Here is a 26,669-nt window from a genome sequence, read left to right as displayed (position 1 = left end):
GGATACTGTACATAGGTTGACATGACAACACAATGGAATCACACATGAAAGAACTGGACATGCTGGTAGTGGGTGCCGGCTTCGCAGGCATCTATCAACTCTACAAGGCTCGGGAAGCGGGCTTGCGAGTGAAGGTCTTGGAGATGGGAGATGGCGTAGGCGGCACGTGGTTCTGGAATCGATACCCAGGAGCTCGCTGCGACGTGGAAAGCCTGGACTATTCGTACTCTTTCAGTCGTGAACTGGAGGAGGAGTGGGAGTGGAGCGAGCGCTACGCCACGCAGGCCGAAATCCTTCGCTATATCAATCACGTAGTGGATCGCTTCTCACTGCGTCCTGATATTGAACTGAACACGAAGGTGGTGAAAGCCCACTTTGACGAGAAGGCCAACGTGTGGGAGGTTCAGACAGAAGCAGGTGAGGTCTATCGGGCGCGATACCTGGTCATGGCTACTGGTGGACTTTCAGTTCCCCAACGGCCTTCATTGGAAGGACTTGATAGCTTCAAAGGTCGTTGGCACCACAGCGCACGCTGGCCCAACGAAGGTGTGGACTTCTCCGGACGCAAAGTAGTGCTCATCGGCACTGGCTCCAGTGGGGTTCAGATGGTGCCGGTGATTGCTGAACAAGCCAGTCACCTGACGGTCCTGCAGCGCACCGCCAACTTCAGCGTTCCGGCACATAACGTGCCCTTCACGCCTCAGGCACTGAAGGCTGCAAAAGCTCGCTACCCCGAACGAAGGGCCATGGGCCGCGAAGCCATCACAGGCCAGTTTCTAAATGCCAACACAAAAACTGCTGCTGAAATGACCGAGCAAGAGCAGATGGCGGAACTGGAGTATCGCTGGCGTGGGGCAGGCGGAGGCTTTCGCATGCTGCGTACCTTTGCCGATCAGATGAGCAACCCAGAGACGAATCGCTTGGTGGCCGAGTTCGCTCGCAAGAAGATTCACGAAATTGTGAAAGACCCTCGCAAGGCCAGCATCCTCACGCCAAAGGATGACCTACCCTTTGGAGGGAAGCGATTATCAGTGGATTCGAACTACTACGAAACCTTCAATAAGCCGCATGTTGATATTGTGGATGTGGGGGCGGAACCCCTCGTTTGCGCGACCGAAACGGGCATTCGCACCACCAAACAAGACATCGACTGTGACGACATCGTCTTTGCCACGGGCTTTGATGCCTTGACCGGGGCGCTCAAGGCCATAGACCTGCGCGGTGAAGGAGGTCTGACTATTAAGGAAAAGTGGGAGCAGGGTCCCGTCAGCTATCTTGGTCTCTTCATTTCAGGGTTTCCAAACCTCTTCGTGGTGGCAGGCCCCGGTAGCCCTTCTGTCCTGAGCAACATGGTGCACTCCATCGAGACGCATGTGGACTGGATCATGCGGTTGCTCAAGCACGCCCAGCAACATGGAGTCCAACGCATTGGTGCCACCCAAGAGGCTGAAGACGCCTGGGTGCAGCGGTGTGCGGACGAAGCAGCCAAGACGCTCTATCCCAAGGCAAAGAGCTGGTACATGGGGGACAACATCGATGGAAAACCACGTCTGTTCATGCCCTTTGTGGCTGGCGTTCCCTTATATCGACGGATCATCGAAGAAGTTGCATCCAACAACTATCAGGGACTTCAAATGAGCTGAACGGAAAACGTTCAACCACCCAACTTTCATCACATCAGGAGACACACCATGGATCGTCGTACCTTGCTCAAGTCCGCTGCTTTGGTGGCAGCGCCAGCGATCATCAAGCCAGTCAGTGCACAGAACCCCATCAACTTGCGCTTGCACACCTTCGTCCCAGGATTCTCGAATGTTTATGCCAACGTGATGACTCCTTGGATGCAGAAAATCGAGCGGGAGTCGGGTGGACGTATCAAGTTCCAGGGCTTTCCGGCAATGCAAATGGGCGGTGCCCCGGCGCAGCTATTTGACCAGGCACGCGACGGGGTCGCTGATGTGATCTGGTCTTTGGCTGGCTACACACCAGGCCGCTTCACGCGAATGGAGGCGTTCGAGTTGCCGTTCTTTACATACGACGGCGAAGGGGCCTCAAGAGCTGCTTGGGAGTTTGCCGCAGCAAACGCCATGGATGAGTTCCGGGAAGTGAAGCTACTTGCCTGCCATACGCACGGTTTGAATATTCTGCACATGAAGAACAAGCTCATCACCAAGGCGGCCGACTTGCGCGGTGTGAAGGTGCGGGGGCCATCGCGACGTGCAGTGCAGTTCCTGCAGAACGTAGGAGCCGTTCCCGTGGGTATGCCTTTGCCACAGATTCCCGAAGCTCTGTCCAAAGGCGTCATTGAAGGAGCGATCATCCCCTGGGACACGGTGCCATCGGCGAAGCTGGACGAGCTGACCAGATTCCATACCGAGTTCCCCGCTGGGATGCCAGGCTTCAATAACAGCATTCAGTTCCTGGTGATGAACAAGGCCAAATACGAAAGCCTTCCGGCCGATCTTCAGAAGGTGATTGATCAGAACGCCGGTGCCGACGTGTCAGCCATGTATGGCCGTCTCATCGCTCAGGTCGATCCAGTTGTTCGGAAGAAAGTGATCGACCGCGGCAATACGGTGCATGTGGTGGGCAAAGCAGAGACAGAAGAGTTCATAAAGCTCACAGAACCCGTGACGGCTGATTGGGTCAAGGAAGTCAGTGCTAAAGGCGCGGATGGTCAGAAGCTGCTCGCTCATGCCAGAGAGCTGGTGCAGCGTTACAAGCCAAAGGCCTGATTGTCATGGACTCTCAAATTGCCGAGCTGCTGGCTCAGATCAGAGCCGCCAACAAACCTGGCTTTTGGCAGGGCAGTGTTGCAGACGCACGCAAACGCCCGATGCTGATGGATGCGCTGTTCGGACCAGCGCCGGCAGTTTTCTTCGAAGACGTGATCATCGCCTCCACGCAAGCTCATGGCTTGCGGTCACGCCTGTATGTTCCAAACGAACAGCCAAAAGGGTTGATCGTCTACATGCATGGTGGGGGCTGGGTCCTTGGCAGTGTCGAGTCCTTTCATCCATTTACTGCGACCCTGGCGCAACGCTCGGGTTGCGCGGTTCTGTCGGTGGACTACCGACTGGCGCCGGAACATCCCTTCCCATTGCCATTGGATGACGCGCGCGCAGCACTGACATGGGCATCTCGGGATGGAGCGATCATGGCTAACACCGCTGGGCGACCATTGATGGTGATGGGCGATAGTGCTGGCGCCAACCTTGCCACTACAGCAGCACGGATTCACAACTCAAGGGGTGATCTGCCGGCCGTGCAGCTCCAGGTGCTTGCCTATCCGGTGACCGACTGCTCCTTTGATCGTCCGAGTTACCACTCCTTTTCTGAAGGGTACCTGTTGACCCGACGCGACATGATGTGGTTCTGGGACCAGTACCTGCCAAACGAGTCACTCAGGGTCGATCCGTTGGCATCGCCACTACGTAGTCATGATCTGAGTGCTTCACCCAAAGCGCTGATCTTGACTGCGGAGTTCGATCCATTGCGTGATGAGGGCGAAGAGTATTGCACGCGTTTGATGGAGAGAGGGGTGGCCGCTGAGGCGGTACGCTGTGAAGGTCTGGTGCATGGCTTTTTGTCGATGATCAACTTTGCGCCAAGCGCAGAGAAAGCCTTTGGTCTGATGCTTAAGGCAGTTGAACTCGAGGCTATTTAAGCTGGTCGGTCATTACGGGGTGACACTAGGACGTTGTCTGTCCTTTTGTCATATTCACAACCATTGCTCCGATCAGATTGAGCAAGACCATTTCGAACGATGATTTGACCTGGTTTTTTCTATAGACCGTTGGCAGTAACGCACATCTGTGCTTGACAGCCATGGGAGGCGTGCCCTCGCTGACCGAGTCGATCTGAAGCGCGGTGCCATCGACCTTGATGTGCTCCACAGAGGTCAACTCGAAGCCATGGTCACGTGCCCATTGAGTGACCATCGGGTGCAGCTGCCTGGTCGCGGCGACTTTGAAGTCAGAAGGCGTCAGGCCCCACAGATCAATCACCTGGCGCAGCATCGCAAAATGCTCGCTCCTGTACAGCAGAACCTGCCTCGTTGGTCCGATCGGTAGATGCAGCGGCGCCGTCCCAGATGGTCGATCAATCTCATCCGGGTTGATGACGGTCGAGACACCTGCCGCACGATCGATCCAGTACTTCCATCGCGTACTTGAAATATGACTGAGCAGTCGACTTCTGCCGCCCAGAAGCGGATTGATGGCGGGTCGACTTGCGAGCATCTGATCGACACGGTCGAGCTCATCAATGAGCTCCTGCGCAATGCCTGACGGCAGCCCGGTGCTTGCTGCCGCCGCATCCATTGAACTGCCTTGCTGAAAGAGGAAGAGAAATCGCAGCAACGACTGCATCGTGATCGGTGGTCGGAGCACCGGTGTGAGTTCCACCTTTTCCAGGTAGCCGGCAACAACGACGATTCTGTTCAGATCCCGTACCGATGACAACTTGTCCATGCGAACGGGTGCATCGTCTTGCCTCTGTTTGGATCGCACCAGCTTGGTGGAGATATCAGGGATCAGGTGTAGGTAGCTTCTGAACGTTGTGTGGGGATGCGCGTGGCCCAGCAGGCGAGCCAGTGCCCAAGAGGATCGTCGCGTGACCTCATGGGTGGACAACAGCAAGGACCGAACATGCTTGGAATGTTGCTCATCGACGGGAGTTGTCGCCACATGATCCCAGCAGCCACCAGCGTCGTTCAGCAGAAGGCGAGCGACCAGGTTGGCAAACGTGTGACGAGCATGATGAAGACTCAAGTTCTGGTTGCAGCTCACCTGCTTGATCAGCCGGCCAAGGTCCGATCGGATCTTCACATCATCCAGAGTATCGAGCGGTCGCGCGGGGTTGCAGAAGAGCGGCACCTTTTCGTCGCTGCCGCTGATGCCATGCCATAGCGCCGTGAACCGCTCGATGATCTTCTGCTCGTGGTCAGTGAGTTTGAACAGTAGAGGGACCTGCCGGCGTGAGGCATTGGTCTTGAGTACCCGCAACCGGTTGCTGCGCACGAGCACCACGACAGGTCCGCCCTCTGTGGTGACCCAATCGGGGCGCATGAGGCCGGCAGCCTCCTTGCCGCGCAGGCCGAACCGGTAGGTCAGCAACAGCATGAAGGCTGGAGCCAGAGTCTCGAAGGAGGCATGCACAGCATCACCCACCAAGACCTCAAGGGCGTGCAGGTATTCCTTTTCCAGAAGGATGCCCGGAGCGATGGAGAGTGGGACCTCCGCGCCCATGAACTCCGACCAGTCCGGGTCTTCCAGAGAAAGTTCACGCGCACACATTCGGTGGAAATCCCGCAGCAGGTTCGCGGCCAGCTTCCACGTCCGGTAACTCTCCGAGCTGCGCTCCTGATCCTCATCGGATGGACCATTCGAGCTCGTGTCGCCCGCCACTCTGGAAAGTCGCCGTGCCTCCAGGAGACGGGTATACAGATCAGTCAGATCTTCTGCGTCGGCGTCGAAAAGGCTGTGGTCGTATGCCTCTGCTTCAAAACAACTGGACAGTGCGTTCAGGTAACGATCCACCGAACTGAGTCGTAGCAGACCTTTCCGGGTCCGACGCCACAGGAGTGATCGCGTCCATTCGCCTAGCAGTCGGCAGGTTGGACTGACATCTGTAGCTTCCTCAATGAGGCTGCGTAGCGCCGAGTCCAGGTCACGCCGTGGGCTACTGGCCTTCTTGCCGTGCCTGTTGATTGCGGATCGGATGCTCTTGAAGAACAGGTGAGATGATTGTTGGGCCTTTGTCTTCTGGAGCCTGTGCTCGTCCACCTGTTCGTTCGTGGCATCAGCCATCCCCGAATCTTTGGTCGTGGTGCCCCGGTTGGCCTCTCTGTGCTGACCCTGGCTCTCTGTTATCGCGGGCAGGATCACCGAGGTGTTGAATGTGAAGTCCGCTTGCGGGTTCATGGCGCTGACTTCCAGATCCTCGTCAGCCTCGGGGGACCCACTGTCTGTTGCGTTGTCCTGGCTGTCCGCTGTGTCATTGACCTGCTCGAAAGTGACAGCTTGTCCTTTGACCGCACGGAACCAGTCGTGGTGACCTAAGGCCGCACTCATGACCTGTCCACCGAGGTATGACGCCACGTAGCCAGGCAGTGTCAGCGCGTTTTCCTGAGCGACAACCTTGCACAAGTGCTCCAGCAACGTCGTGGGAGCAGTGCGCTCCGGGTCGAGACCTGATGCCTCGAACAGACCTGTCAGCAAGCTGGTTTGAAACGGCTTGCTCAGGTCCAGGGTTGAACGCGTATCCCAGGACCGGTCAAGCCAACGTGCGGTGTGCACCGGTATCCAGAAGCGACGCACCGGAGCGTCGGGCCATTGGTGCAAGCCAGTCCCGTGCTCGAGGTAGATCTGACCATCAAGTGCGACCAGGCGCACGTTTTTTGCAGAGGACACATCCTTGATCAGCAGGCGGTCCGTGACACGGGCCTCGGCGATCAGGGACAGGCAGCCCAGGATTCGAGCAGGCTTCAGAGAAAGCCGACTGATGTGGACATCCTTGAGCGACTCAAGTGCCTGGCGGACGCGGTCAGCGATCAAGGTCGCACGAATGCTGAGTTCGTTAAATGGCGATGGCTCTTCGAGAACCGGCAGGTAGCGTCTTTTCAGGTTCGGACGGGATGCCTGATCGCTCCACCGCTCATGGATCCAGTCGAGGAGGGTCTGATAGCGCAGGCTTCCCTGGGGATGGGGCATGCCGTTGCGCTGAACCAGAAGCGACTGGGAAAGCAGATCCCAGTCGCTTCTGCTGATGGCATCCAGAGGTTTCGTATTGACGAATTCTTCGATCTCAAAGATGGCGGCGCGTCGGACTTGCGCATGGTCGTGCTGACGTCGTTCTCGACGGCCTTGGGATCCGTAGCTGCTGGATCTCTCGGATGTCTCTTTGTTGATCTCGACCACCACGGGGTCGGCCAGTTCGATTCGCCATGTCGGCTGTTTCGGCATCTCGATGCCAAGCTCTCCGTAGAGCGAATCCAGGAGCGGCCTGACCTTCTGAACGTCTTCTCCGAAGTGGCGAGATGAGAAAAAGCCGTAGGAAGCGGTGCCCTGCTCGCTGTGACCGAGGATGCCGTCCACAATCTCCTGGGGTGCCCCGAGGCGTCGCAGCCGAGTGGACAACCGATGGCGCATCATGTTCCAGGGCAAGGGCCAATCGAACACCTCGGTAGCGTTCAGCGACGTTTCTGATACCTCTACCCATGCCAGCGCAGGCACGCTAGCAAGGAAAAAGAACAGAGGCATCTCCTGTCGCGTATCGCTCTGTGACAGCTGTCGGATACGCTTGGACAGTGTGGGGTGCTGGCGTTCAATGATGTCGGCCAGGCGATGGAGGTGGGGCAGGTAGATGTTCTTGACGAGGTTGGAAGCAGCGGCTACCAGCGAAATCACTCTGCCTTGATGCTGAGCATTCGTGTGCTTGTCATCCACGAAAATCAGATTCAGGTCGAAGTCAAATTGTCGTAGTGACTCGAAGGGTGAGGATACGGGCCTCGCCCCGGTGGCTGATAGAAGCGCAGCAATGCAGTAGCTGACAAGTGTGTTGTGGTGTTCGATCCATTTGACCGGATCTCCCTCGCAGTTCTGGACCTTGTTCCACGCTGAACGGAATGCGCCGCACAGCAGTTGGTCGATTGGGTCAAGCTCAGTGCCTGCCGCGTTGCTCTCTTCGGCAGGTTGATCGCTGTCACCGGCGGCATTCACTCGCACCGAACCCTGTAGAGTGCGTTTGACTTCTACGGCACTGAAGGCTGCGTAGGCACAGCTGCCCGGCAGTCCTGAGCGCGGATGGCTGGCCAGCAACTGTGCCAAGGTCGCGTCCTTCGACTGATCGAATGCGCGCTGGACCAGTTGGTGCTTGAGCATCCCGCTGAGCAAACGCTCCAGGCCAGGTTTTGCTTTGCAGATCTCCTTGAAGCGGCCTTCGATCCGTTCGGCGTCGGGTAGAAGGTCAGCAAGCGTCTCGATCTGACCTTGGACCCTTTCCGCGAGGCTCGCAAGAATTTCCCTGGCGGGCTGGGGCGGGTGGATCTGAATAACGTCGGCGCGATGGCGTAGCCACCGCTGATGGTTGGCAGTGGCACTCCATGAGTTGTATCGCTTGGGCGGTCGGCGCATGAGCGACCAGTCCGCTGGACTAAGTGACCAGTCATCCTTGAGGTCAGGAGAGATCTCGAGTGTCAGGACAGTACGCAGCGAGTGCCCGGTATTGATGGCCAGCCAGCAGGCGAGCGCAATACCACGATCTGGATGATCCGACCCAGTCCATTCGGACTCGATCCACCGTTCGAGTGCGGCCCTCTCTGGCGGACTGGGGCGATTCCAGGCGTAGCGCAAGAACTGCTGATCCTCGACACTGGCCAGAAGCACACCGCGGGATTTTCTGGACTGAACAGGCGGCGGGTCAATGTCATCAACCTCGATCACGGTGATGATCGATTCATCACCCACCGGATCAAAGTTCACCACGCCCAGCGGTTGGCTGACATCCCTTGACTCACTATCGATATCCGAGGAGGCCCGGTCTGGCTCCCACGAACGAGACAAGAGCCCTCCACGGGTGGCATCCCGAAGGTATCGCTGGAACAAGCCCAGTCTTCCTCCAGGCGAGGTTTCCGTATCCGTGGCGCTTCTTTTTGTGCAGAGATCTCTGAGGTGGCCCAGAAATTCACGTTGAATGGGCGACATGCCGGTCTTTTCTTCCCGGCTTTCCAAAAGGCTGACGGATTTGACGGCTAGGTGCTGAGTCAGCCCATGAAATGTGTCTTTTGGACCCTCGAGCCGATAGACGAATTCCTGCCAGTCAACTCCACGGTCCACTGCCAGGCGGATTTTGTCGGTGACCATGGCGAGGTACTTGTCCACGGTCCTGCCCGCGTACACAGCATCGAGGTGCTGGACGAAGCACCAGGCACGGATGATTTCAAGCCAGGCACCTTGGTCCTTCAGTGTGGAGTCGACAGGTCTGGCTACTAGTGCAACCACAGGTACCTTGGAAAGTCGGCCAATCAGCTGGCGTGAGGCGGCCTGTTCGCGTGGCATTGGCGGGAACCGCCTGAAGACCTCGGGGGAGACGGAGCAGGCGTCGACCAGCCGCTTGATGTCATATATGAATGGGCGCTCTGCCGTCCAGTCTTGCAGGCAGGTGAAGACACCGGGATGTCGCAAGTAAGAAAGAACGGTGCCTGCGTAGACAGCGTGTGTATCCCCGCAGTCGCTGGCTTCGAGGACCTGCAGGAGTGGGCTGATCACGTCATGTCGAATCGCCCACGTCGCCAACTGTGACAGCGTTTGAGAAAGCCCAAAGGTCCCATCCGCTGAAGAATCGCGGGGGCTGTTTGATCGAGTGGTGTCGATCTCGGTGACTTCGAACGGTTTCATTTGGTGCTCACGCTGCCTCGCTTGACAGTCAGTCTAGCCCCAAAAATCACCTGAATTCAAAGATTTATGCTTTTCTACGCCGATCTAGAACGTATTACATGTCTGTAAAAGGCGTAGCCTCATAACCATCTTGCCTCCGCAACCAATCCGGAACTAACCAGAGTTCCTCAAAAAGCCCGCAGTTGCGGGCTTTTTTGTTCGTGGCTCTTTTGCGGTTCCTGGTTTAGTCCGGCACCACCGCAGTGACCTCGATCTCGACCCTGGCACGCGCTTCCACCAGCCGACTGACCTCCACGCAGGTCATGGCCGGGAAGCACTTGCCCATCACTTCGCGGTATGCGGTCCCCAACTCGCGCAGGCGGCTGTTGTACTCGTCGCGGTCGGTGATGTACCAGGTCATACGAACCATGTGCTCGGGGCCGGCGCCTGCACAGGACAGCACCGCGTGAACGTTCTGCAGGGCCTGCCTGGTCTGGTCGATGAAGTCGTCGCTTTCGAACTGCTGTTCACCGTTCCAGCCGATCTGGCCTCCAACGAAGACGAGGGTGCCTCGGGTGGCCACGCCGTTCGCGTAGCCCTTGGGGATGGCCCAGCCGGGCGGTTGCAGGAATTGCATGGGGACGGGTCTTTCTTGAAGTTCAGGTCACGGCCTCGGAGGCCATCTTGCGCAGCGCGAAGCGCTGCAGCTTGCCGGTTTCGGTGCGAGGCAACGAACTGACGAAGCGCACCTCGCGCGGGTATTTGTAGGGCGCCAGCGTGTGCTTGACGTGATCCTGCAGGGTCTTCACCTGGTCGGCGTCGGCCGCCTGACCGGGCTTGAGCACCACGTAGGCGAGGATGATCATGCCGCGCTCATCGTCGGCCTTGCCGACCACGCCGCATTCGGCCACCGCCGGGTGCTGCAGCAGCGCGGCCTCTACCTCGGGCCCAGCCACGTTGTAGCCGGCGGTGATGATCATGTCGTCGGTGCGCGCCTGGTAGATGAAATACCCATCTTCGTCCTGCAGGAAGGCGTCGCCGGGGAAATTCCAGCCGCCTTCCACGTAGTTCGCCTGGCGGGCGTCGTCCAGGTACTTGCAGCCCGTCGGCCCTTTGATGGCCAGCCGGCCGACCTGGCCGCGTGGCAGGTCGTTGCCCTGTTCGTCGACGATCTTGGCTTCGTAGCCCGGCACCACACGCCCGATGGCGCCCCGCTTCACATCCTCAGGCGCGGCCGAGATGAAGATGTGGAACATCTCGGTGGCGCCGATGCCGTCCAGCATCTCCAGCCCACTCGCCTCCTTCCACAGCTGGCGTGTCGCGTCGGGCAGGCCCTCGCCGGCGCTGACGCTGAGACGCAATCGGCCAATGCCGTGCTGCTTCGCGAACGCCGCCATCTGCCGATAGAAAGTAGGCGCGGTATAGCAGATGGTGGCGCCGACCTGGCCGATCAGCTTCACCATGGCCTCGGGGGTGTACGGGATGCTCGGGAAGTACACCGAGGCGCCGGCCCACATGGGGAACACCAGCAGGCCGCCCAGACCAAAGGTGAAAGCCAGTGGCGGCGAGCCGATGACGATGTCGTCGGGGGTGGCGCGCAGCACATGGCGCGGCCAGGTTTCGCAGGCGGCCAGCACGTCGCGGTGGGTGTGCACCGCCGCTTTCGGGCTGCCGGTGGTGCCAGAGGTGAAGGCCAGCAGCGCGATGTCGTCGGCGCTGGTGGGGCAGGGCGCGGCCTGGTCGCTGGCGTGGCGGGCCAGCGCTTCAAGAGAATGGTCCAGCACCACCGCGGCGTCGCCGGTATTGAACAGACACAGCGGCATGGTGGCCGTGTCCGGGCCTTGCGCCAGCGCAGCCTTGAGCTCGTCCTGCAGCTTCACGTCGCACAGCGCGGCCGATGGTTGGGCCTTGTCGATGATGCTCTTGAGCTCGGTGGCGCGCAGCAGCGGCATGGTGGCCACCGCGATCAGGCCGCTCTGCACCACGGCCAGCCAGGCCAGCGCCATGGCGATGGAGTTGCCGCCGCGCAGCAGCACGCGGTTGCCCGGCTGCAGGCCCAGGCCGGCGAGCACGTTGGCGAACCGGTTCACCTCGGCACGGGCCTGGGCGTAGCTCAGGGTGCGTTCGTCGCTGCGGAACAGCGGTCGGTCCGCGTGGCCGGCGGCGAAGGCGCGGTCGAACAGCGCCTGCACCACGTTGAGCTGTTGGGGCAGCGCCTGCAGTTCTGGCAGGTCGTAGCGCAACTCGGGCCAATGGTCCGGTGGTGGCAGGCGGTCGTGCACGAACCGGTCGGTCTGGGCGGAAGGGTGTTGGGCCATGCGGGTCTCCGGTTCAGGCCTTCAGGGCGTGTTTGCCGAGGATGAGCAGTTGCACTTCGCTCGCACCCTCGTAGATGCGCAGCGAGCGGATGTCGCGGTACAGGTGTTCCACCACGGTGCCCACCTGCACGCCGCGGCCGCCGAACATCTGCAATGCCATGTCGATGACCTTCTGCGCGTTCTCGGTGGCCGTGAGCTTGGCCGCCGCCGCCGCCGCGGTGTAAGCCGGTGTGCCGGCGCCGCAGGAGGAGCTGCGGTCGCGCAGCCAGGCGGCGCGATAGGTGAGCATCGCGGCAGCGTCGATGAGCGCGCCCATCTCGCCCAGCCGTGCCTGCGTGAGCTGGAAGTCCCCCAGGGTCTGGCCGAACATCTTGCGTTGCTTGGCGTGCGCCACCGCTTCGGCGAAGGCGCGGCGCGCCATGCCCAGGGCAGCAGCGGCAACTGAGGCGCGGAAGATGTCGAGCGTCTGCATGGCGAGCTTGAAACCTCCGTTGGCGTTGCCCAGCAACGCTTCCTGCGCAACGGTGCAGCCACTGAAGGTGAGCGTGGCCAGCGGGTGCGGTGCCATCACCTGGATGTGGGCGCTGCTGTCCAGGCCCGCAGTGTCGGCGTCGACGATGAAGGCGCTGATGCCGCGCGCGCCGGCATCGGGCTCTGTCTTGGCGAAGGTGACATAAAAGTCGGCCATGCCACCGTTGCTGATCCAGGTCTTCTGGCCGTTCAATTCCCAGCCGGTGGCAGAAGGCGTGGCACGCAGCGCCATGGCGGCCACGTCGGAGCCGGCCTCGGGCTCGCTCAGGGCGAAGGCGGCGATCTTCTCGCCTGCGGCGACGGCGGGCAGGTAGGCGGCCTTCTGTGCGGGCGTGCCGGCCAGCGTGATGGCGCCGCTGCCCAGCCCTTGCATGGCGAATGCAAAGTCGGCCAGTGGCGAGTGGAACGCGAGCGTCTCGCGCAGGATGACCAGCGCGCGCGAATCGAGCGCGGGCAGGGCGCCGCCATGCGCTTCGGGCACGCAGTAGCGCAGCCAGCCTGCCGCGCCCAGGCGCCGCACCCAGTCCTTGCAGGCGGCGCGGTCGTCGGTTTCATCGACGCGCTGTTCGCGCGCCCAGGCCACCAGGCCGTTGGCCAGCGCCCGGTGCGCATCCTCGAAGAAGGGCAGCTCCAGGTGCGCGGTGGGGGCCAGCGCGCCGTGCGGATGGGGGTGTTCGAAGGCGACCATTTCAGTCCCCTTCAAAGACGGGTCTTTGTTTCGCTGCGAACGCTTCGTACGCCCGGCGGAAGTCCTGCGTCTGCATGCAGATGGCCTGGGCCTGCGCTTCGGCCTCGATGGCCTGGTCCAGCGTCATGGCCCATTCCTGGTGCAGCATGGTCTTGGTCATGCCGTGGGCGAAGGTCGGGCCTTGCGCCAGCTGCGACGCCAGCTTGTGCGCAGCCGGCAGCAGGACTTCGCTTTCGTGCAGCGCGTTGAAGAAGCCCCAGGCGTGGCCTTCTTGCGCGCTCATGGCTCGGCCGGTGAACAGCAGTTCGCTCGCGCGGCCCTGGCCGATCATGCGCGGCAGCAGGGCGCAGGCGCCCATGTCGGCGCCGGCCAGGCCGACGCGGGTGAACAGGAAGGCCACCGTGGCGGCGGGCGTGCCGAGGCGCAGGTCGGAGGCCAGCGCCATCATCGCGCCGGCGCCGGCACAGACACCATCCAGCGCGGCCACGATGGGCTGCGGGCAGGCGCGCATGGCGCTGACCAGCGCGCCCGTCATGCGGGTGAAGGCCAGCAGCTCGGGCATGGTCATCTTGGTGAGCGGGCCGATGATCTCGTGCACGTCGCCGCCGGAGCAGAAGTTGCCACCCGCGCCAGTGACCACCACCGCCTTGATGTCGGTGGCGCGCTGCAGGCCCAGGAACCAGTCGCGCAGCTCGGCGTAGGAGTCGAAGGTCAGCGGGTTCTTGCGCTCGGGCCGGTTGAGCGTGACGGTGGCCACGCCGTTGGCCACGCTGAGCGCGAAGTGGCTGGGCTGCTCGGTGGCGACGGCGCGGAACTGGCCGCGCATGGGGTTGTGGTCGGGGATGGGGTGTTTCATTCGAGGTCCAGTTGGTGCTGCTTCACCTTGCCGAGCAGCTTGTGGAGATGGTCCAGGTCCTTGGGGCTCAGGCCTTCGAAGGCCTGCACGATCCATTGCTCGTGCTGCACCGCCATGCGTTCGAAGGCGTTGCGGCCTTCGGGCGTGAGGCGCACGAGAAAGGCGCGGCGGTCGCCCTCGACGCCCGCGCGCTCCACCAGCCCTTCGGCCACCAGCTGGTCGGTGATGCCGGTGACGTTGCCGCCGGTGACCATGAGGCGCTGCGACAGCTCCTTCATCTTCAGGCCCTCGGGGTGGCGTTCGAGCTGGGCCATGAGGTCGAAGCGCGGCAGCGTGGTGTCGAACTGCTCGCGCAGGCCGGTGCGCACGCGCTTTTCGATCAGCTGCGAGCAGGCCAGCAGGCGCAGCCACAGGCGCAGCTCCTGCGCGTGTTCGCTGTGGGCGCGGGCTTCGAGGTCGAGGGTGTCGATGGTGGTCATGAGGTTTCGGCCGGGTCTTGTGTCACGACCGCGCCCTGAAGGGCCTGCTGGCGCGCGACTTCGCGGTAGAGCTGGTCGCGGCCGCTCAGGTAGGGCAAGGGCCAGTCGATGGCGCGGGTCTGCAGCTTCGCCGCTTCGTGCAGCGTCCAGGCCGGGTCGGCCAGGTGCGGGCGGGCCACGGCGCAGAGGTCGGCGCGTCCGGCGCCGATGATGCTGTTGGCGTGGTCGGCCTCGCTGATCGCTCCGACGGCCATGGTGAGGATGTTGACCTCGTTGCGGATGCGGTCGGCAAACGGTGTCTGGTACATGCGGCCGTAGACCGGCTTGGCCTGCCGCGTGGTCTGGCCCGAGGACACGTCGATCACGTCGCAGCCGGCGGCCTTGAACAGTCGCGCGATGGCGACCGCGTCGTCGGGTGTGTTGCCGCCGGGTGCCCAGTCGTGCGCCGAGATGCGCACGCTCATGGGTTTGTCGGCGGGCCAGGCGGCGCGCATCGCCGCAAAAACTTCGAGCGGGTAGCGGCAGCGGTTCTCCAGTGAACCGCCGTACCCGTCGCTGCGCTGGTTGGTCAGCGGGCAGATGAAGGCCGAGAGCAGGTAGCCGTGCGCGCAGTGCAGCTCCAGCCAGTCGAAGCCGGCCGCTGCGGCGCGTTGTGTGGACTCGACGAAGGCTGCGGTCATCGCGTCCATGTCGGCGCGGGTCATGGCCTTGGGGACCTGGTTCTGCTGACCATAGGGCAGGGCGCTGGCCGACAGCAGCGGCCAGTTGCCCGTGGCCAGTGGCTCGTCCATCGCCTCCCAGCCGAGCTGTGTCGAGCCTTTGGGGCCGCTGTGACCGAGCTGCAGACCCATCCTGGCGCCACCGTTCTGGCGCGCAAAGTCCACGATGCGGGCCAGCGCGGCCTGCTGCGCGTCGTTCCACAGGCCGGGGCAGCCGGGGGTGATGCGGCCCTCCGGCGTCGGGCTGGTCATCTCGACCATCACCAGCGCAGCGCCGCCCACGGCGCGCGCGCCCAGGTGCATCAGGTGCCAGTCGCCGACCACGCCGTCCTGCGCCTTGTACTGCGCCATCGGGGAGACGACGATGCGGTTCTTGAGTTCAACGCCGCGCACTTTGAGCGGCAGCAGCATGGGCGGAGTGGGCTTGCCACCGGCGCTGCGGCCGCCGGCGCGGGACTGCAACCAGTCTTCGTAGCCTTCGAGCCACTTCGCGTCGCGCAGGCGCAGGTTCTCGTGGCTGATGCGCTGGCTGCGCGTGAGCAGCGAGTAGGCGAACTGCTGGATCTCCATGCCGGTGTAGCGGTCCACATGTTCGAACCACTCGGTGGAGTTGCGTGCGGCGTTCTGGATCTTGAGCACCTCGACGCTGCGTCGGGCCTCGTAGCCCTGCAGCACGGTGGCCATGTCGGCGCCGGCGTTGTCTGTGAACTCGTCGGCCAGGTCGATCGCGTCTTCCAGCGCCAGCTTGGTGCCGCTGCCGATGGAGAAGTGCGCGGTGTGCGCGGCGTCGCCCATCAGCACGATGGGGGTCTGTTTGCCCGCAATGTCTTGGTGGTGGACCCAGGTGTTGCAGATCACGCGCGGGAAGCGGATCCAGTTGGCCGAGCCGCGCAGGTGCTTGGCGTTGCTGATCAGGGCGTTGCCGTCCAGGTATTTCGCGAACAGCTTCTCGCAGAACGCGACGCCGTCTTCCTGGCTCATGTCCTCGATGCCGTGCGCCTTCCACACGTGCTCCGGCGTTTCGACGATGAAGGTCGAGGTCTCGTCGTCGAACTTGTAGGCGTGTGCCTGGAACCAGCCGTGTTCGGTCTGTTCGAAGGCGAAGGTGAAGGCGTCGAAGGTCTTCTTCGTGCCCAGCCAGACGAAGCGGCACAGCCGGGTGTCGATGTCGGGCTGGAAGGTGCTTTCGTAGCGCGTGCGGATGCGGCTGTTCAGGCCGTCGCTGGCGATCACCAGGTCGGCGCCGTACTGTTGCGCGAGCGCCTGGTCGTCTGTGACATCGGTCTCGAACACCAGCTTCACGCCCAGGGCCTCGCAGCGTTCCTGCAGGATGTTGAGCAGGCGCTTGCGGCCGATGCCGATGAAGCCGTGGCCACCGGAGCGCACGCTGGCGCCCTTGTAGAACACCTCGATGTCGTCCCAGTGGTTGAAGGCGTCCTGCATGGCCTGCGCGGTCTCGGGGTCGGCCCGGCGCAGGTTGACCAGGGTCTGGTCGGAGAACACGACGCCCCAGCCGAAGGTGTCGTAGGGCCGGTTGCGCTCGACCACGGTCACCTCCAGCGCCGGGAAGCGCCGCTTCATGAGCAGGCCGAAATAGAGGCCCGCCGGACCGCCACCGATGCACAGGATGCGCCTCAGCGCTGGAGTGGGTGTGTTCATGCCTGATTAGTTTAGGCTTGAACTAAATGCGAACAACCGGGTTAACCCGCAGGGGGGAAGGGGCGGACGGGCTTCCCGCCGAACGGTGCAAGAATGCTGTGCAGTGTTCTCAGTGGAGGAGTCCCGAATGTCCCTGTACCGATTCAAGTCCCGCGAAACCGGCGATCTGGTGATGCTGGCGCCCAGCGGCAAGCACATCCTGGACATCCTGGGCAAGGATGCTTCGTCCTCCGGCATCATCCGGCCCGAGGAAATGCCTGGCGCCATCGCCGCCCTGCGCGCCGCGGTGCAGGCCGAAGAGGCGGCGCAGCAGCAGATGAAGGAAGAGGCGCTGGCCAAGGGTGAGCCAGAGCCGCAGTTCGAGGCGGTCAGCCTGCGCATGCGCAGTGCGCCGTTCATCGAGATGCTCCAGCGCTGCGCCAAGGCCGAGGTGGAGATCGTCTGGGGCGTTTGACGCCTCCAAGCCCCCCGGGCCCCGGAAACGAAACAGCCCGCATCAGCGGGCTGTCGTTCGTTGGCCGGGCTGGCGGCCCGGTCCCGGATGGTCAGTCGGCGAATTCGCCGGCAGCGTCGATTGCGGTCTTGAGCTTGGTGATTTCGCTGGCAACGAAGGCCTTGTGACCAGCCTGGGTCACGCGGTTGTCGGTGACCACCAGAGCGCCCAGCTCGGCCTGCTTCTTGACGAAGTCCGGGTCCTTCAGCGCGACCTGCAGAGCGTCGTTGAGCTTCTTCTGCACATCCGCCGGCGTGCCCTTCGGTGCGTACATGGCGTGCCAGATGGTCAGGTTGAAGCCCTTGAGGCCCATTTCCTGCAGCGACGGGTAGTCCTTGAGCAGCTTGTGGCCGGACAGCGGCTTGGCCGTGGTGACAGCGAAAGCCTTGACACGACCGCCTTCGATCTGCGCGGTGGTGTTGGTGGTCTGGTCGCACATCACGTCCACCTGCCCGCCGATCAGGTCGTTCATGGCCGGGCCCGTGCCGCGGTAGGCGATGGTGGTCATGGCCTTGTCCAGCTTGACCGCGGACTGCCACATCAGGCCGCACAGGTGCGAGGCGGAACCCAGACCGGCGTGGGCCAGGTTCAGCTTGCCACCGTTGGCGCGGATGTAGTTCTCGAAGTCGCGGTAGGTGGCGGCGGGCAGCTTGGGCGAGCCCAGCAGCGTCATCGGCACGTCGTTGATCATGCCCAGGTACTCGAAGTCCTCCAGCGGCTTGTAGGGCAGCTTGCGGTAGAGGCTGGCGGTGGCGGCCATGCCGATGTGCCAGACCAGCAGGGTGTGGCCGTCCGGCGCGGCGCGGGCCACCTTGGCGGCACCGATGGTGCCGCCGGCGCCGGCGGCGTTCTCGACCACGACCGAAGCGCCGCCCAGCGGCTTGCGCATGGCTTCGGCGAGCTGGCGGGCCACCAGGTCGGTGGGGCCACCAGCGGCAAAGGGCACCACCAGGGTGATGGGCTTGCTGGGGAAGCCTTGGGCAAATGCGCCGGCCGAAACGGCGGCGGTCAGGGCAAAGGCCAGGATCTTCTTCATGTGGGTGCTCCTATGGGATGTTCAGAATCGCATGGTAGTGCGCCACACAGCGCCGGTCATGGCGGAAATTACTTAGCCAGGCCTCGGTGGAAACCCTTTGACTGAGGCGCCTGCGCTCACTTGTAGCTGCGTGCGTCTTCGATCACCTTGCCGTCGTTGGGCAGGCTGCCGGGGCGCACCACCTGCACGTCGCCGCGCAGCTTGGTCACCTCCCGGATTGCGGTCTCGATGCGCTCGCGAAGGCCGTCGCCGACTTCGGTGGCTTCCACCTGGAGGCACATGGCATCGCTGGCCATCTCGCCGCTCACCACCAGCCGGGCCTTCTTCACCTCGGGGAAGCGACGGGTGATTTCGGCCACCTGCGAGGGGTGTACGAACATGCCCTTGATCTTGGTGGTCTGGTCGGCGCGGCCCATCCATCCTTTGATGCGTGGTGCGGTGCGGCCGGTGGGGCACTGGCCCGGCAGGATGGCCGAGAGGTCGCCGGTGCCGAAGCGGACCAGCGGGTAGGCGGTGTTGAGCGTGGTCACCACCAGTTCGCCCACCTCGCCTTCGTCCACCGGTGTGCCGGTGCCGGGGCGCACGATCTCGACGATCACGCTCTCGTCCAGCACCAGCCCTTCGCGCGAGGGCGTCTCGTAGGCCACCAGGCCCAGGTCGGCGGTGGCGTAGGTCTGGTAGACGTCGACGCCGCGCTCCTTGAACCAGGCCGTCAGGCTGGGCGGGCAGGCCTCGCCGCCCACCGAGGCCTTGGTCAGACTCGGCAGGGCGATGCCGGCCTCGGCCGCCTTCTCCAGCAGGATGCGCAGGAAGCTGGGCGTGCCGGTGTAGGCATTGGGCTTGAGGTCGACCATGGCTTCGAGCTGCTGCTCGGTCTGCCCGACACCGCCGGGGAACACGGTGCAGCCCACCGCATGTGCGCCCGATTCCAGGATGAAGGCGCCCGGGGTCATGTGGTAGCTGAAGCTGTTGTGCACCAGGTCGCCGGCGCGGAAGCCTGCGGCGAACAGCGCGCGGCCGGCGCGCCAGTAGTCCTTGCCCGCGCCCTCGGGTTCGTAGATGGGACCCGGGCTGGCGAAGATGCGCGACATGGCCGGGCCGCGCACCAGGGCCGAGAAACCGCCGAAGGCGTCGTGCTGCCGCTTGGCCTTCTGGCGCTCCAGCAGCTCGCTCTTGCGCGTGACCGGGATGCGCGTCAGGGCGGTGCGGTTGTTGATGCCCGACACGTCGATGTCGCGCAGGATGTCGGCAAATGCCGCGCTGTTCTGTTTGGCGTGGGCCAGCTGCCCCGGCAGCGCGGCCATCTGCGCCGCCTCGCGCTCGGCAGGGGAGCGGGTTTCCAGGGCGTCGAAGTGTTCGCTCATGGTGTAGGAAGCCTCGGGTTGATGGGATGCGGGATCAGGCCAGCCAGCGCTTGCGGCGCTTGTAGCTCTTGACGTCCTTGAACGACTTGCGCTCACCGCCGCCCATGCCCAGGTAGAACTCCTTGACGTCCTCGTTGTTGCGCAGGTCGCCGGCGGCGCCGTCCATCACGATGCGACCGCTTTCCATGATGTAGCCGTAGTCGGCGTACTTCAGGGCCATGTTGGTGTTCTGTTCGGCGATCAGGAAGGTGACCTTCTCCTTGGTGTTCAGGTCCTTCACGATCTCGAACACCTCCTCCACGATCTGCGGTGCCAGGCCCATCGAGGGCTCGTCCAGCAGCACCACGCTGGGGTTAGCCATGAGCGCGCGGCCGATGGCGCACATCTGCTGCTCGCCACCAGACGTGTAGGCCGCCTGCGAGGTGCGGCGCGTCTTGAGGCGCGGGAAGTAGTTGTAGACCTTCTCCAGGTTGCGCGCGACCTCGGCCTTGTCGGTGCGCGTGTAGGACCCCGTCATCAGGTTTTCCTCGATGGTCAGGTGCGCGAAGCAGTGGCGCCCCTCCATCACCTGCACCACGCCGCGGTTGACCAGGTCGGCGGGCGACAGGTTCTCGATGCGCTCGCCGCGCAGCTCGATGCTGCCCTTGGTGACCTCGCCACGCTCGCCCTTGAGCAGGTTGGAGATGGCGCGCAGCGTGGTCGTCTTGCCCGCGCCGTTGCCGCCCAGGATGGCCGCGATCTTGCCTTCGGGCACGTTCAGGGAAACGCCCTTGAGCACGAGGATCACGTGGTTGTAGATGACCTCGATGCCGTTGACGTTGAGAACGATGTTGGGATTGGTGCTCATGGTGTTTCCTTCTGGACCATTTGCAAGGCTCGGCGCACCGGCCTTGCAGATGGTCGCTGGCGAACCAGCGACCAGGGGTGACACCGATCAGCTTCCGCAGTCCGACGCGGCGCGACGGGTCAGCTTCTTCTCGGCGGCGTACTTGTCGGCGGCGGCTTTGACCATTGGCTTGATGATCTGTTCATCGGCCTGCAGCCAGTCGCTGGTGAATTGCCACTTGCTGCCGTCCCAGGTGTGCACGCGGGCCCAGTTCGCGCCCATGTGGTCCTGGCAGCTGGTGGACACCGGGCGCATCACGCCCTTGAAACCCAGGGCGTCGAGCTTGGCCTGTGTCAGGTTGAGGTTCTCGTAACCCCAGCGGGCCTGCTCGGCGGTCACGACCTTGCCCTTTCCGTACTTTTCCTGAGCCTGGCGCACGCCTTCGACTGCAAACATGGCGCTCATCAGACCGCGCATGTAGAGCACGTCGCCCACTTCTTCCTTCGGTCCGGTGCCCTGGCCCTTGTCGTGCAGTTTGGACAGGATTTCCTTGACCACATCGGCGCCCTTTTCCGTGCCGTGCTGCATCGTGACGGCGTTGTAGCCCTTGGCGCCCTGGCCGACGTCCTTGACGTCCGGCTCGGCACCTGCCCACCACACGCCGTACATCTTCTCGCGCGGGTAGCCGGTGGCCTGGGCTTCCTTCAGCGCGGTGGAGTTCATCACGCCCCAGCCCCACAGCACCACGTAGTCGGGGCGCTGCTGGCGCACCTGCAGCCAGGTGGCCTTCTGCTCGACGCCAGGGGCGGTCACGGGCAGCAGGCTCAGCTGGAAGCCCAGTTGCGAAGCGCGTTCCTGCAGCAGCGGAATGGGTTCCTTGCCGAAGGGGCTGTCGTGGTAGACCAGCGCGATCTTCTTGCCTTTGAGGCTGGCGAGGCCACCTTCCTTCTTGCCCAGCTGCTGGATGATGGCGTCTGCGGCCACCCAGTAGGTGCCGGCCAGCGGGAAGTTCCACTTGAACACACCGCCATCGGCCGATTCACTGCGGCCATAGCCAGCCGTGATCAGCGGGATCTTGTCGATCGGTGCCTTCTCGGTCAGGGCAAAGGTGGCGCCGGTGGACAGGGGCTGGAACACGGTGGCGCCTTTGCCTTTCAGGCGCTCATAGCACTCCACGCTCTTGTCGGTGGCATAGCCGGTCTCGCACTCTTCGAAGCTGAGCTTCACGCCGTTGATGCCACCGCGGGCATTGACCAGCTTGAGGTAGTCCACATAGCCGTTGGCCCATGGCACCCCGTTGGGGGCGTAGGCACCGGTGCGGTAGACCAGCACCGGGAAGAACTGCTCCTTGGCCTGGGCCATGGCAGCCGTCGGGACCACCGCGCCCGAGAGGGCGGCACAGGCCAGCGACACGGAGAGAACCAGGTTACGTACTTTCATCGCTTTGTCTCCTTAAGGACAGGTCAGGCACACACAGAAAGAAAAGGCAATCAATGGGGGAAAGGCCAGAGGCGAAGCTTCTGCTTGCCAATGCTCCACAGCTTGGCCAGGCCGTGGGGTTCCACGATCAGGAACCAGACGATGAGCGCGCCGAACACCATGAAGGTCATGTGGGCGGCGGCTGCGGTCGAGAGGCCGACCAGCAGGCTGATGCGTTCGATGAAGATCGGCAGCAGCACGATGAAGGCGGCGCCGAAAAAGCTGCCCATGATCGACCCCATGCCGCCGATGATCACCATGAACAGCAGCTGGAAAGAGCGGTCGATCGAGAAGGCCGCCGGTTCCCAGGACCCGAGGTGCACGAAGCCCCAGAGCGCGCCAGCCACGCCGACGATGAAGGAGCTCACCGCGAAGGCCGACAGCTTGGCGTACTTGGGGCGGATGCCGATCACAGCGGCGGCCACGTCCATGTCGCGGATGGCCATCCATTCGCGGCCGATCGAGCTGCGCACCAGGTTCTTGGCCAGCAGGGCAAACACCACCAGGAAGGCCAGGCAGAACAGGTACTTCTGCAACGGGGTCTCGATGGGCATGCCCAGCACCTGCAGGTTCGACACCGACACCGACCCGGACGCGTTGTTGTTGGTGAACCAGCCCACGCGCAGGAAGGCCCAGTCGCAGAAGAACTGCGCCGCCAGCGTGGCCACAGCCAGGTACAGCCCCTTGACGCGCAGGCTGGGGAAGCCGAAGAAGATGCCCACCAGCGTGGCGAAGAAGCCGCCGGACAGCAGCGCCAGGATCAGTGGCATGCCTTCGATGCGGATGTAGGTGTTGTAGGCCATGTAGGCGCCCACGGCCATGAAGGCCCCCGACCCCAGCGAGATCTGGCCGCAATACCCCACCAGGATGTTCACGCCCAGGGCGGCCAGCGACAGGATCAGGAACGGGATGAAGATGGCGCGGAACAGGTATTCGTCGGCCAGCATCGGCACGCCGACGAAGGCGAACGCGATGAGGGCGAGGATGGCCCAGCGGTCCTGTGCGATCGGGAAGATCTGCTGGTCGGCGCGGTAGGAGGTCTTGAACTGGCCGTTTTCGCGATAGAACATGTTCTTGTCTCCTTACACGCGGTCGATGATCTTTTCGCCGAACAGCCCTTGCGGACGGAACAGCAGGAACACCAGCGCCAGCACATAGGCAAACCAGATCTCGATGCCGCCGCCGACCATGGGGCCGAGGTAGACCTCCGAGAGCTTCTCGCCCACGCCGATGATCAGGCCGCCGATGATGGCGCCGGGCACCGAGGTCAGGCCGCCCAGGATGATCACGGGCAGCGCGCGCAGGGCGACGGTGGTGAGCGAGAACTGAACGCCCAGCTTGGAGCCCCAGATCACGCCGGCCACCAGGGCGGTGATGCCGGCCACGCACCAGACGATGACCCAGATGCGATTGAGCGGGATGCCGATGGACTGCGCCGCCTGGTGGTCGTCGGCCACCGCACGCAGCGCGCGGCCGGTGCTGGTCTTCTGGAAGAACAGCGACAGCGCGGCGACCAGGCAGGCCGCGATGACGGCCGCGATGATGTCCTCCTGGTTCACCAGCACGCCGCCCTCGAACACGTTCTCGAACAGGAACACCGGATCCTTGGGCATGCCGACGTCGATCGGGTAGATGTCCGAGCCGAAGATGGTCTGGCCCAGGCCATCGAGGAAGTAGGTGATGCCCAGCGTGGCCATCAGCAGCGTCACGCCTTCCTGGTTGACCAGGTGGCGCAGCACCAGGCGTTCGATCAGCCAGGCCAGGATGAACATGCAGCCGGCCGCCACGATGAAGGCCAGCACATTGCCCAGCAGCTTGCTTTCGATGCCCAGCCACTGCGGAATCCACTGGGAGAAGCGGGCCATGGCCAGCGCGGCGAACAGCACCATCGCGCCCTGCGCGAAGTTGAAGACGCCCGAGGCCTTGAAGATCAGCACGAAGCCCAGCGCCACCAGCGAATAGAGCATGCCGGCCATCAGGCCGCCGAAGAGGGTTTCGAGAAAGAATCCCATGGTGTCGTCTCCGGGTTCAGTGGCTCGTACCGAGGTACGCGCTGATGACTTCTTCGTTGGTGCGCACTTCCTCGGGCGTGCCGTCACCGATCTTCTTGCCGTAGTCCAGCACCACCACGCGGTCGCTGATGTCCATCACCACGCCCATGTCGTGCTCGATCAGCACGATGGTGGTGCCGAACTCGTCGTTCACGTCGAGGATGAAACGGCTCATGTCCTGCTTCTCTTCCAGGTTCATGCCGGCCATGGGTTCGTCCAGCAGCAGCACCTGCGGCTCCATCGCCAGGGCGCGGCCCAGGTCCACGCGCTTTTGCAGGCCGTAGGGCAACTGGCCCACAGGGGTCTTGCGGAAGGCCTGGATTTCGAGGAAGTCGATGATGTGCTCGACGAACTCGCGGTGCTGCTCTTCTTCGCGCTGGGCCGGGCCGATGCGAAGCGCCTGCAGGAACAGGTTGCTCTTCATGCGCAGGTTGCGGCCGGTCATGATGTTGTCGATCACGCTCATGCCCTTGAACAGCGCCAGGTTCTGGAAGGTGCGCGCGATGCCCATCTCGGCCACCTGGCGGCTGTTCATGTGCTTGAAGTGCTGGCCGCGGAAGGTGATCTGACCTTCCTGCGGCTGGTAGACGCCGTTGATGCAGTTGAGCATGGAGCTCTTGCCCGCGCCGTTGGGGCCGATGATGGCGCGGATCTCGTGCTCCTTGACGTTGAACGAGATGTCGGTGAGCGCCTTGACGCCACCGAAGCGCAGGCTGATGTTCTGGACGTCGAGGATGACGTCGCCGATTGTTTTCTGGCTCATGCTGCGGCTTTCACAGGTGCAAACGTCTTGGCGTCGCTGATCTTCAGTGTGGCGCTCACGCTGCCGGTGCGACCGTCCTCGAACTTGACCTGGGTTTCGATGTACTGCTCGGCCTTGCCGCCGTAGAGCGCGTCCACGAGCACGCTGTACTTCTCGGCGATGAAGCCGCGGCGGACCTTGTTGGTGCGGGTGAGTTCGCCGTCGTCGGCGTCCAGCTCCTTGTGCAGCACCAGGAAGCGGCTGATCTGGCTGCCGGCCAGCAGGGTGTCGCGGCTGAGGTCGGCGTTGACCTTCTCCACGCACTCGCGGATCAGCTCATAGACCTCGGGCTTCTGCGCCAGGTCGGTGTAGCCGGCGTAGGGCAGGTTGCGGCGCTCGGCCCAGTTTCCCACGGCCTCGAAGTCGATGTTGACCATCACGCAGACCTTCTCGCGCTGGTCGCCGTAGGCCACCACCTCCTTGATCTGCGAGAAGAACTTGAGCTTGTTCTCGACGTACTTGGGCGCGAACATGGCGCCGTCGTTGCTGCCGCCCTTGATGCGGCCCACGTCTTTCACGCGGTCGATGATCTTGAGGTGGCCCGAGGCGTCGATGAAGCCGGCGTCGCTGGTGTGGTACCAGCCGTCGGCGGTCAGCACCTCTTCGGTGGCCTTGGGGTTCTTGTAGTACTCCTTGAGCAGGCCGGGCGACTTCACCAGGATCTCGCCGGTCTCGCTGAGCTTGATCTCCACGCCCTCACAGGGCACGCCCACGGTGTCGGCGCGCGCCTCGTGGTCGGGCTGCAGGCAGACGAACACGGCGGTTTCGGTGGAGCCGTAGAGCTGCTTGAGGTTGATGCCGATGCTGCGGTAGAAGCTGAACAGGTCGGGGCCGATGGCCTCGCCCGCGGTGTAGGCCACGCGCACCCGGCTCATGCCCAGGCTGTTGCGCAGCGGGCCGTAGACGAACAGGTTGCCCAGTGCGTATTTCAGGTTGTCCATGAAGCCCACGGACTTGCCGTCCATCCTGGCGGGGCCGACGCGGCGCGCCACGTCCATGAAGGCGTGGAACATCTTGCGCTTGAGCGCGCCAGCGTCTTCCATGCGGATCATCACCGTGGTGAGCAGGCCTTCGAACACGCGCGGAGGGGCGAAGTAATAGGTGGGGCCGACCTCCTTGAGGTCGATGGTGACGGTGGCGCCCGACTCGGGGCAGTTCACCACGTAGCCGGCCACCAGCCACTGGGCGTAGCTGAAGATGTTCTGCCCGATCCAGGCCGGCGGCAGGTAGGCCAGCACCTCGTCTTTTTCGGTCAGCTTGTCAAAGCGCGCGCCGACGGCCGCGCGGTCGATCAGGGTGCTGTGGGTGTGGACCACGCCCTTGGGGTTGCCGGTGGTGCCCGAGGTGAAGAACATGGCGGCGACGTCGCCAGGCTGCGCCTTCTCGACCTCCTCGCGGAAGAAGCCGGGGTGTGCCTTGGCAAAGGCCTGGCCCGCGCCGACCAGCTCTTCCAGCCCGCCCAGGCCGGGCTGGTCGTATTTGCGCAGGCCGCGCGGGTCGTCGTAGAAGATGTGCGCGAGCTGCGGGCACTGGGGCTGGATTTCCAGCATCTTGTCGACCTGCTCCTGGTCCTCCACCACCGCGAAGCGCACCTCGGCGTTGTTGATCGGAAACACGCACTCGTTGGCCACGGCGTCCTGGTACAGCGGCACCGGGATCGCTCCCAGCGACTGCGCGGCCAGCATGGTGGCGTAGAGGCGGGGGCGGTTGGCGCCGATCACCACCAGGTGCTCGCCGCGGGTGAGACCAGCCTGGTGCAGGCCGCAGGCAATGGCCTCGACCAGCTGTGCCATGGCAGACCAGCTGGTGGTCTGCCAGATGCCGTATTCCTTCTCACGCATGGCCGGCGCGTCGGGGCGCCGGGTTGCGTGGTCCAGCAGCAGCCGGGGGAAGGTGGTTTGCATGTGCTTGACTCCTTGGGTCTTCCGCCGGGCGGGCAGGAAGACGGTGACCGCCTGATTCGATGGGGCGGATAGTAGGCCGATGTTTGA

At 63.2% G+C, this 26,669-nt stretch carries 19 protein-coding genes; 4 read left to right on the top strand and 15 right to left on the bottom strand.

What is annotated here, in order from left to right:
* Positions 1-44: 44 nt before the first annotated feature.
* Genes HPS01S_RS08620 through HPS01S_RS08610 form a run of 3 tightly spaced genes read left to right on the top strand, consistent with a single transcriptional unit; the run spans position 45 to position 3,667 of the window.
* The gene (locus tag HPS01S_RS08620) at positions 45-1,643 is read left to right on the top strand and encodes a flavin-containing monooxygenase (RefSeq protein ID WP_084397196.1); all 1,599 of its coding nucleotides are present in this window, start codon (positions 45-47) and stop codon (positions 1,641-1,643) included.
* Between the two features lie 48 nt (positions 1,644-1,691).
* Positions 1,692-2,735, top strand: a complete 1,044-nt coding sequence (locus tag HPS01S_RS08615; RefSeq protein ID WP_066153957.1) for a TRAP transporter substrate-binding protein — start codon at positions 1,692-1,694, stop codon at positions 2,733-2,735.
* 5 nt (positions 2,736-2,740) lie between these two features.
* Positions 2,741-3,667 (top strand): alpha/beta hydrolase, encoded by a 927-nt coding sequence (locus HPS01S_RS08610; RefSeq protein ID WP_066153954.1) that lies wholly within the window; start codon positions 2,741-2,743, stop codon positions 3,665-3,667.
* Between the two features lie 25 nt (positions 3,668-3,692).
* On the opposite strand, the gene HPS01S_RS08605 is transcribed toward HPS01S_RS08610, so the two are convergent.
* The 7 genes from HPS01S_RS08605 to HPS01S_RS08575 all read right to left on the bottom strand — a co-directional run bounded on the left by HPS01S_RS08605 (position 3,693) and on the right by HPS01S_RS08575 (position 16,627).
* Positions 3,693-9,398, bottom strand: a complete 5,706-nt coding sequence (locus HPS01S_RS08605; RefSeq protein ID WP_157576145.1) for a site-specific integrase — start codon at positions 9,396-9,398, stop codon at positions 3,693-3,695.
* Positions 9,399-9,621: 223 nt separating this feature from the next.
* Positions 9,622-10,014, bottom strand: coding sequence for a RidA family protein (locus HPS01S_RS08600; protein ID WP_066153948.1), 393 nt, complete (start codon positions 10,012-10,014; stop codon positions 9,622-9,624).
* 22 nt (positions 10,015-10,036) lie between these two features.
* On the bottom strand, positions 10,037-11,695 hold the full coding sequence (locus tag HPS01S_RS08595) for a benzoate-CoA ligase family protein (protein WP_066153945.1): 1,659 nt from the start codon (positions 11,693-11,695) through the stop codon (positions 10,037-10,039).
* Positions 11,696-11,708: 13 nt separating this feature from the next.
* Complete coding sequence (locus tag HPS01S_RS08590; protein WP_066153940.1) at positions 11,709-12,914, bottom strand: acyl-CoA dehydrogenase family protein; 1,206 nt, start codon at positions 12,912-12,914, stop codon at positions 11,709-11,711.
* Position 12,915: 1 nt separating this feature from the next.
* Complete coding sequence (locus HPS01S_RS08585) at positions 12,916-13,770, bottom strand: enoyl-CoA hydratase family protein (RefSeq protein WP_066153937.1); 855 nt, start codon at positions 13,768-13,770, stop codon at positions 12,916-12,918.
* Positions 13,767-14,249, bottom strand: a complete 483-nt coding sequence (locus HPS01S_RS08580; RefSeq protein WP_066153934.1) for a MarR family winged helix-turn-helix transcriptional regulator — start codon at positions 14,247-14,249, stop codon at positions 13,767-13,769. The genes HPS01S_RS08585 and HPS01S_RS08580 overlap by 4 nt, the downstream gene beginning before the upstream one ends.
* The gene (locus HPS01S_RS08575) at positions 14,246-16,627 is read right to left on the bottom strand and encodes a bifunctional salicylyl-CoA 5-hydroxylase/oxidoreductase (RefSeq protein WP_066153931.1); all 2,382 of its coding nucleotides are present in this window, start codon (positions 16,625-16,627) and stop codon (positions 14,246-14,248) included. The genes HPS01S_RS08580 and HPS01S_RS08575 overlap by 4 nt, the downstream gene beginning before the upstream one ends.
* A gap of 127 nt (positions 16,628-16,754) precedes the next feature.
* On the opposite strand from HPS01S_RS08575, the gene HPS01S_RS08570 reads away from it, so the two are divergent.
* Complete coding sequence (locus HPS01S_RS08570; RefSeq protein ID WP_066153927.1) at positions 16,755-17,081, top strand: DUF1840 domain-containing protein; 327 nt, start codon at positions 16,755-16,757, stop codon at positions 17,079-17,081.
* A 91-nt stretch (positions 17,082-17,172) separates the two neighbouring features.
* Here the strand turns inward: HPS01S_RS08570 and HPS01S_RS08565 are convergent, their stop codons facing one another.
* From HPS01S_RS08565 to HPS01S_RS08530, 8 genes are all read right to left on the bottom strand, one after another.
* The gene (locus HPS01S_RS08565; RefSeq protein ID WP_066153924.1) at positions 17,173-18,156 is read right to left on the bottom strand and encodes a tripartite tricarboxylate transporter substrate-binding protein; all 984 of its coding nucleotides are present in this window, start codon (positions 18,154-18,156) and stop codon (positions 17,173-17,175) included.
* A 116-nt stretch (positions 18,157-18,272) separates the two neighbouring features.
* Positions 18,273-19,520: a phenylacetate--CoA ligase family protein gene (locus HPS01S_RS08560; RefSeq protein ID WP_066153921.1), complete on the bottom strand. Its 1,248-nt coding sequence runs from the start codon at positions 19,518-19,520 to the stop codon at positions 18,273-18,275.
* A 34-nt stretch (positions 19,521-19,554) separates the two neighbouring features.
* Entirely contained in the window at positions 19,555-20,367 is an 813-nt protein-coding gene (locus tag HPS01S_RS08555) for an ABC transporter ATP-binding protein (RefSeq protein ID WP_066153918.1), read from the bottom strand.
* An 87-nt stretch (positions 20,368-20,454) separates the two neighbouring features.
* Entirely contained in the window at positions 20,455-21,786 is a 1,332-nt protein-coding gene (locus tag HPS01S_RS08550; protein WP_066153915.1) for an ABC transporter substrate-binding protein, read from the bottom strand.
* A 50-nt stretch (positions 21,787-21,836) separates the two neighbouring features.
* A complete protein-coding gene (locus tag HPS01S_RS08545; RefSeq protein WP_066153911.1) occupies positions 21,837-22,895 on the bottom strand; it encodes a branched-chain amino acid ABC transporter permease in 1,059 nt (352 codons plus the stop codon).
* Positions 22,896-22,907: 12 nt separating this feature from the next.
* Positions 22,908-23,837 (bottom strand): branched-chain amino acid ABC transporter permease, encoded by a 930-nt coding sequence (locus HPS01S_RS08540; protein WP_066153908.1) that lies wholly within the window; start codon positions 23,835-23,837, stop codon positions 22,908-22,910.
* Between the two features lie 16 nt (positions 23,838-23,853).
* Positions 23,854-24,639: an ABC transporter ATP-binding protein gene (locus tag HPS01S_RS08535; RefSeq protein WP_066153903.1), complete on the bottom strand. Its 786-nt coding sequence runs from the start codon at positions 24,637-24,639 to the stop codon at positions 23,854-23,856.
* Entirely contained in the window at positions 24,636-26,582 is a 1,947-nt protein-coding gene (locus HPS01S_RS08530) for an AMP-dependent synthetase/ligase (RefSeq protein ID WP_066153900.1), read from the bottom strand. Before HPS01S_RS08530 ends, HPS01S_RS08535 begins: the two co-directional genes overlap by 4 nt.
* Positions 26,583-26,669 lie beyond the last annotated feature (87 nt).

It is taken from the genome of Hydrogenophaga pseudoflava NBRC 102511 (assembly GCF_001592285.1).
Taxonomy (GTDB): Bacteria; Pseudomonadota; Gammaproteobacteria; order Burkholderiales; family Burkholderiaceae_C; genus Hydrogenophaga; species Hydrogenophaga pseudoflava.
The sequence above is the reverse complement of the archived record's forward strand: the minus strand, read 5'-3'. Positions and strand labels throughout refer to the sequence as shown.

Excerpts from the sequence above, each read along its gene's own strand:
- HPS01S_RS08585 (WP_066153937.1), bottom strand. The coding sequence starts at position 13,770 with ATGAAACACCCCATCCCCGACCACAACCCCATGCGCGGCCAGTTCCGC.
- HPS01S_RS08530 (WP_066153900.1), bottom strand. The coding sequence starts at position 26,582 with ATGCAAACCACCTTCCCCCGGCTGCTGCTGGACCACGCAACCCGGCGC.
- HPS01S_RS08600 (WP_066153948.1), bottom strand. The coding sequence starts at position 10,014 with ATGCAATTCCTGCAACCGCCCGGCTGGGCCATCCCCAAGGGCTACGCG.
- HPS01S_RS08615 (WP_066153957.1), top strand. The coding sequence starts at position 1,692 with ATGGATCGTCGTACCTTGCTCAAGTCCGCTGCTTTGGTGGCAGCGCCA.
- HPS01S_RS08555 (WP_066153918.1), bottom strand. The coding sequence starts at position 20,367 with ATGAGCACCAATCCCAACATCGTTCTCAACGTCAACGGCATCGAGGTC.
- HPS01S_RS08560 (WP_066153921.1), bottom strand. The coding sequence starts at position 19,520 with ATGAGCGAACACTTCGACGCCCTGGAAACCCGCTCCCCTGCCGAGCGC.
- HPS01S_RS08580 (WP_066153934.1), bottom strand. The coding sequence starts at position 14,249 with ATGACCACCATCGACACCCTCGACCTCGAAGCCCGCGCCCACAGCGAA.
- HPS01S_RS08535 (WP_066153903.1), bottom strand. The coding sequence starts at position 24,639 with ATGAGCCAGAAAACAATCGGCGACGTCATCCTCGACGTCCAGAACATC.
- HPS01S_RS08590 (WP_066153940.1), bottom strand. The coding sequence starts at position 12,914 with ATGGTCGCCTTCGAACACCCCCATCCGCACGGCGCGCTGGCCCCCACC.
- HPS01S_RS08575 (WP_066153931.1), bottom strand. The coding sequence starts at position 16,627 with ATGAACACACCCACTCCAGCGCTGAGGCGCATCCTGTGCATCGGTGGC.
- HPS01S_RS08540 (WP_066153908.1), bottom strand. The coding sequence starts at position 23,837 with ATGGGATTCTTTCTCGAAACCCTCTTCGGCGGCCTGATGGCCGGCATG.
- HPS01S_RS08570 (WP_066153927.1), top strand. The coding sequence starts at position 16,755 with ATGTCCCTGTACCGATTCAAGTCCCGCGAAACCGGCGATCTGGTGATG.
- HPS01S_RS08595 (WP_066153945.1), bottom strand. The coding sequence starts at position 11,695 with ATGGCCCAACACCCTTCCGCCCAGACCGACCGGTTCGTGCACGACCGC.
- HPS01S_RS08545 (WP_066153911.1), bottom strand. The coding sequence starts at position 22,895 with ATGTTCTATCGCGAAAACGGCCAGTTCAAGACCTCCTACCGCGCCGAC.
- HPS01S_RS08610 (WP_066153954.1), top strand. The coding sequence starts at position 2,741 with ATGGACTCTCAAATTGCCGAGCTGCTGGCTCAGATCAGAGCCGCCAAC.
- HPS01S_RS08605 (WP_157576145.1), bottom strand. The coding sequence starts at position 9,398 with ATGAAACCGTTCGAAGTCACCGAGATCGACACCACTCGATCAAACAGC.
- HPS01S_RS08565 (WP_066153924.1), bottom strand. The coding sequence starts at position 18,156 with ATGAAGAAGATCCTGGCCTTTGCCCTGACCGCCGCCGTTTCGGCCGGC.
- HPS01S_RS08620 (WP_084397196.1), top strand. The coding sequence starts at position 45 with ATGAAAGAACTGGACATGCTGGTAGTGGGTGCCGGCTTCGCAGGCATC.
- HPS01S_RS08550 (WP_066153915.1), bottom strand. The coding sequence starts at position 21,786 with ATGAAAGTACGTAACCTGGTTCTCTCCGTGTCGCTGGCCTGTGCCGCC.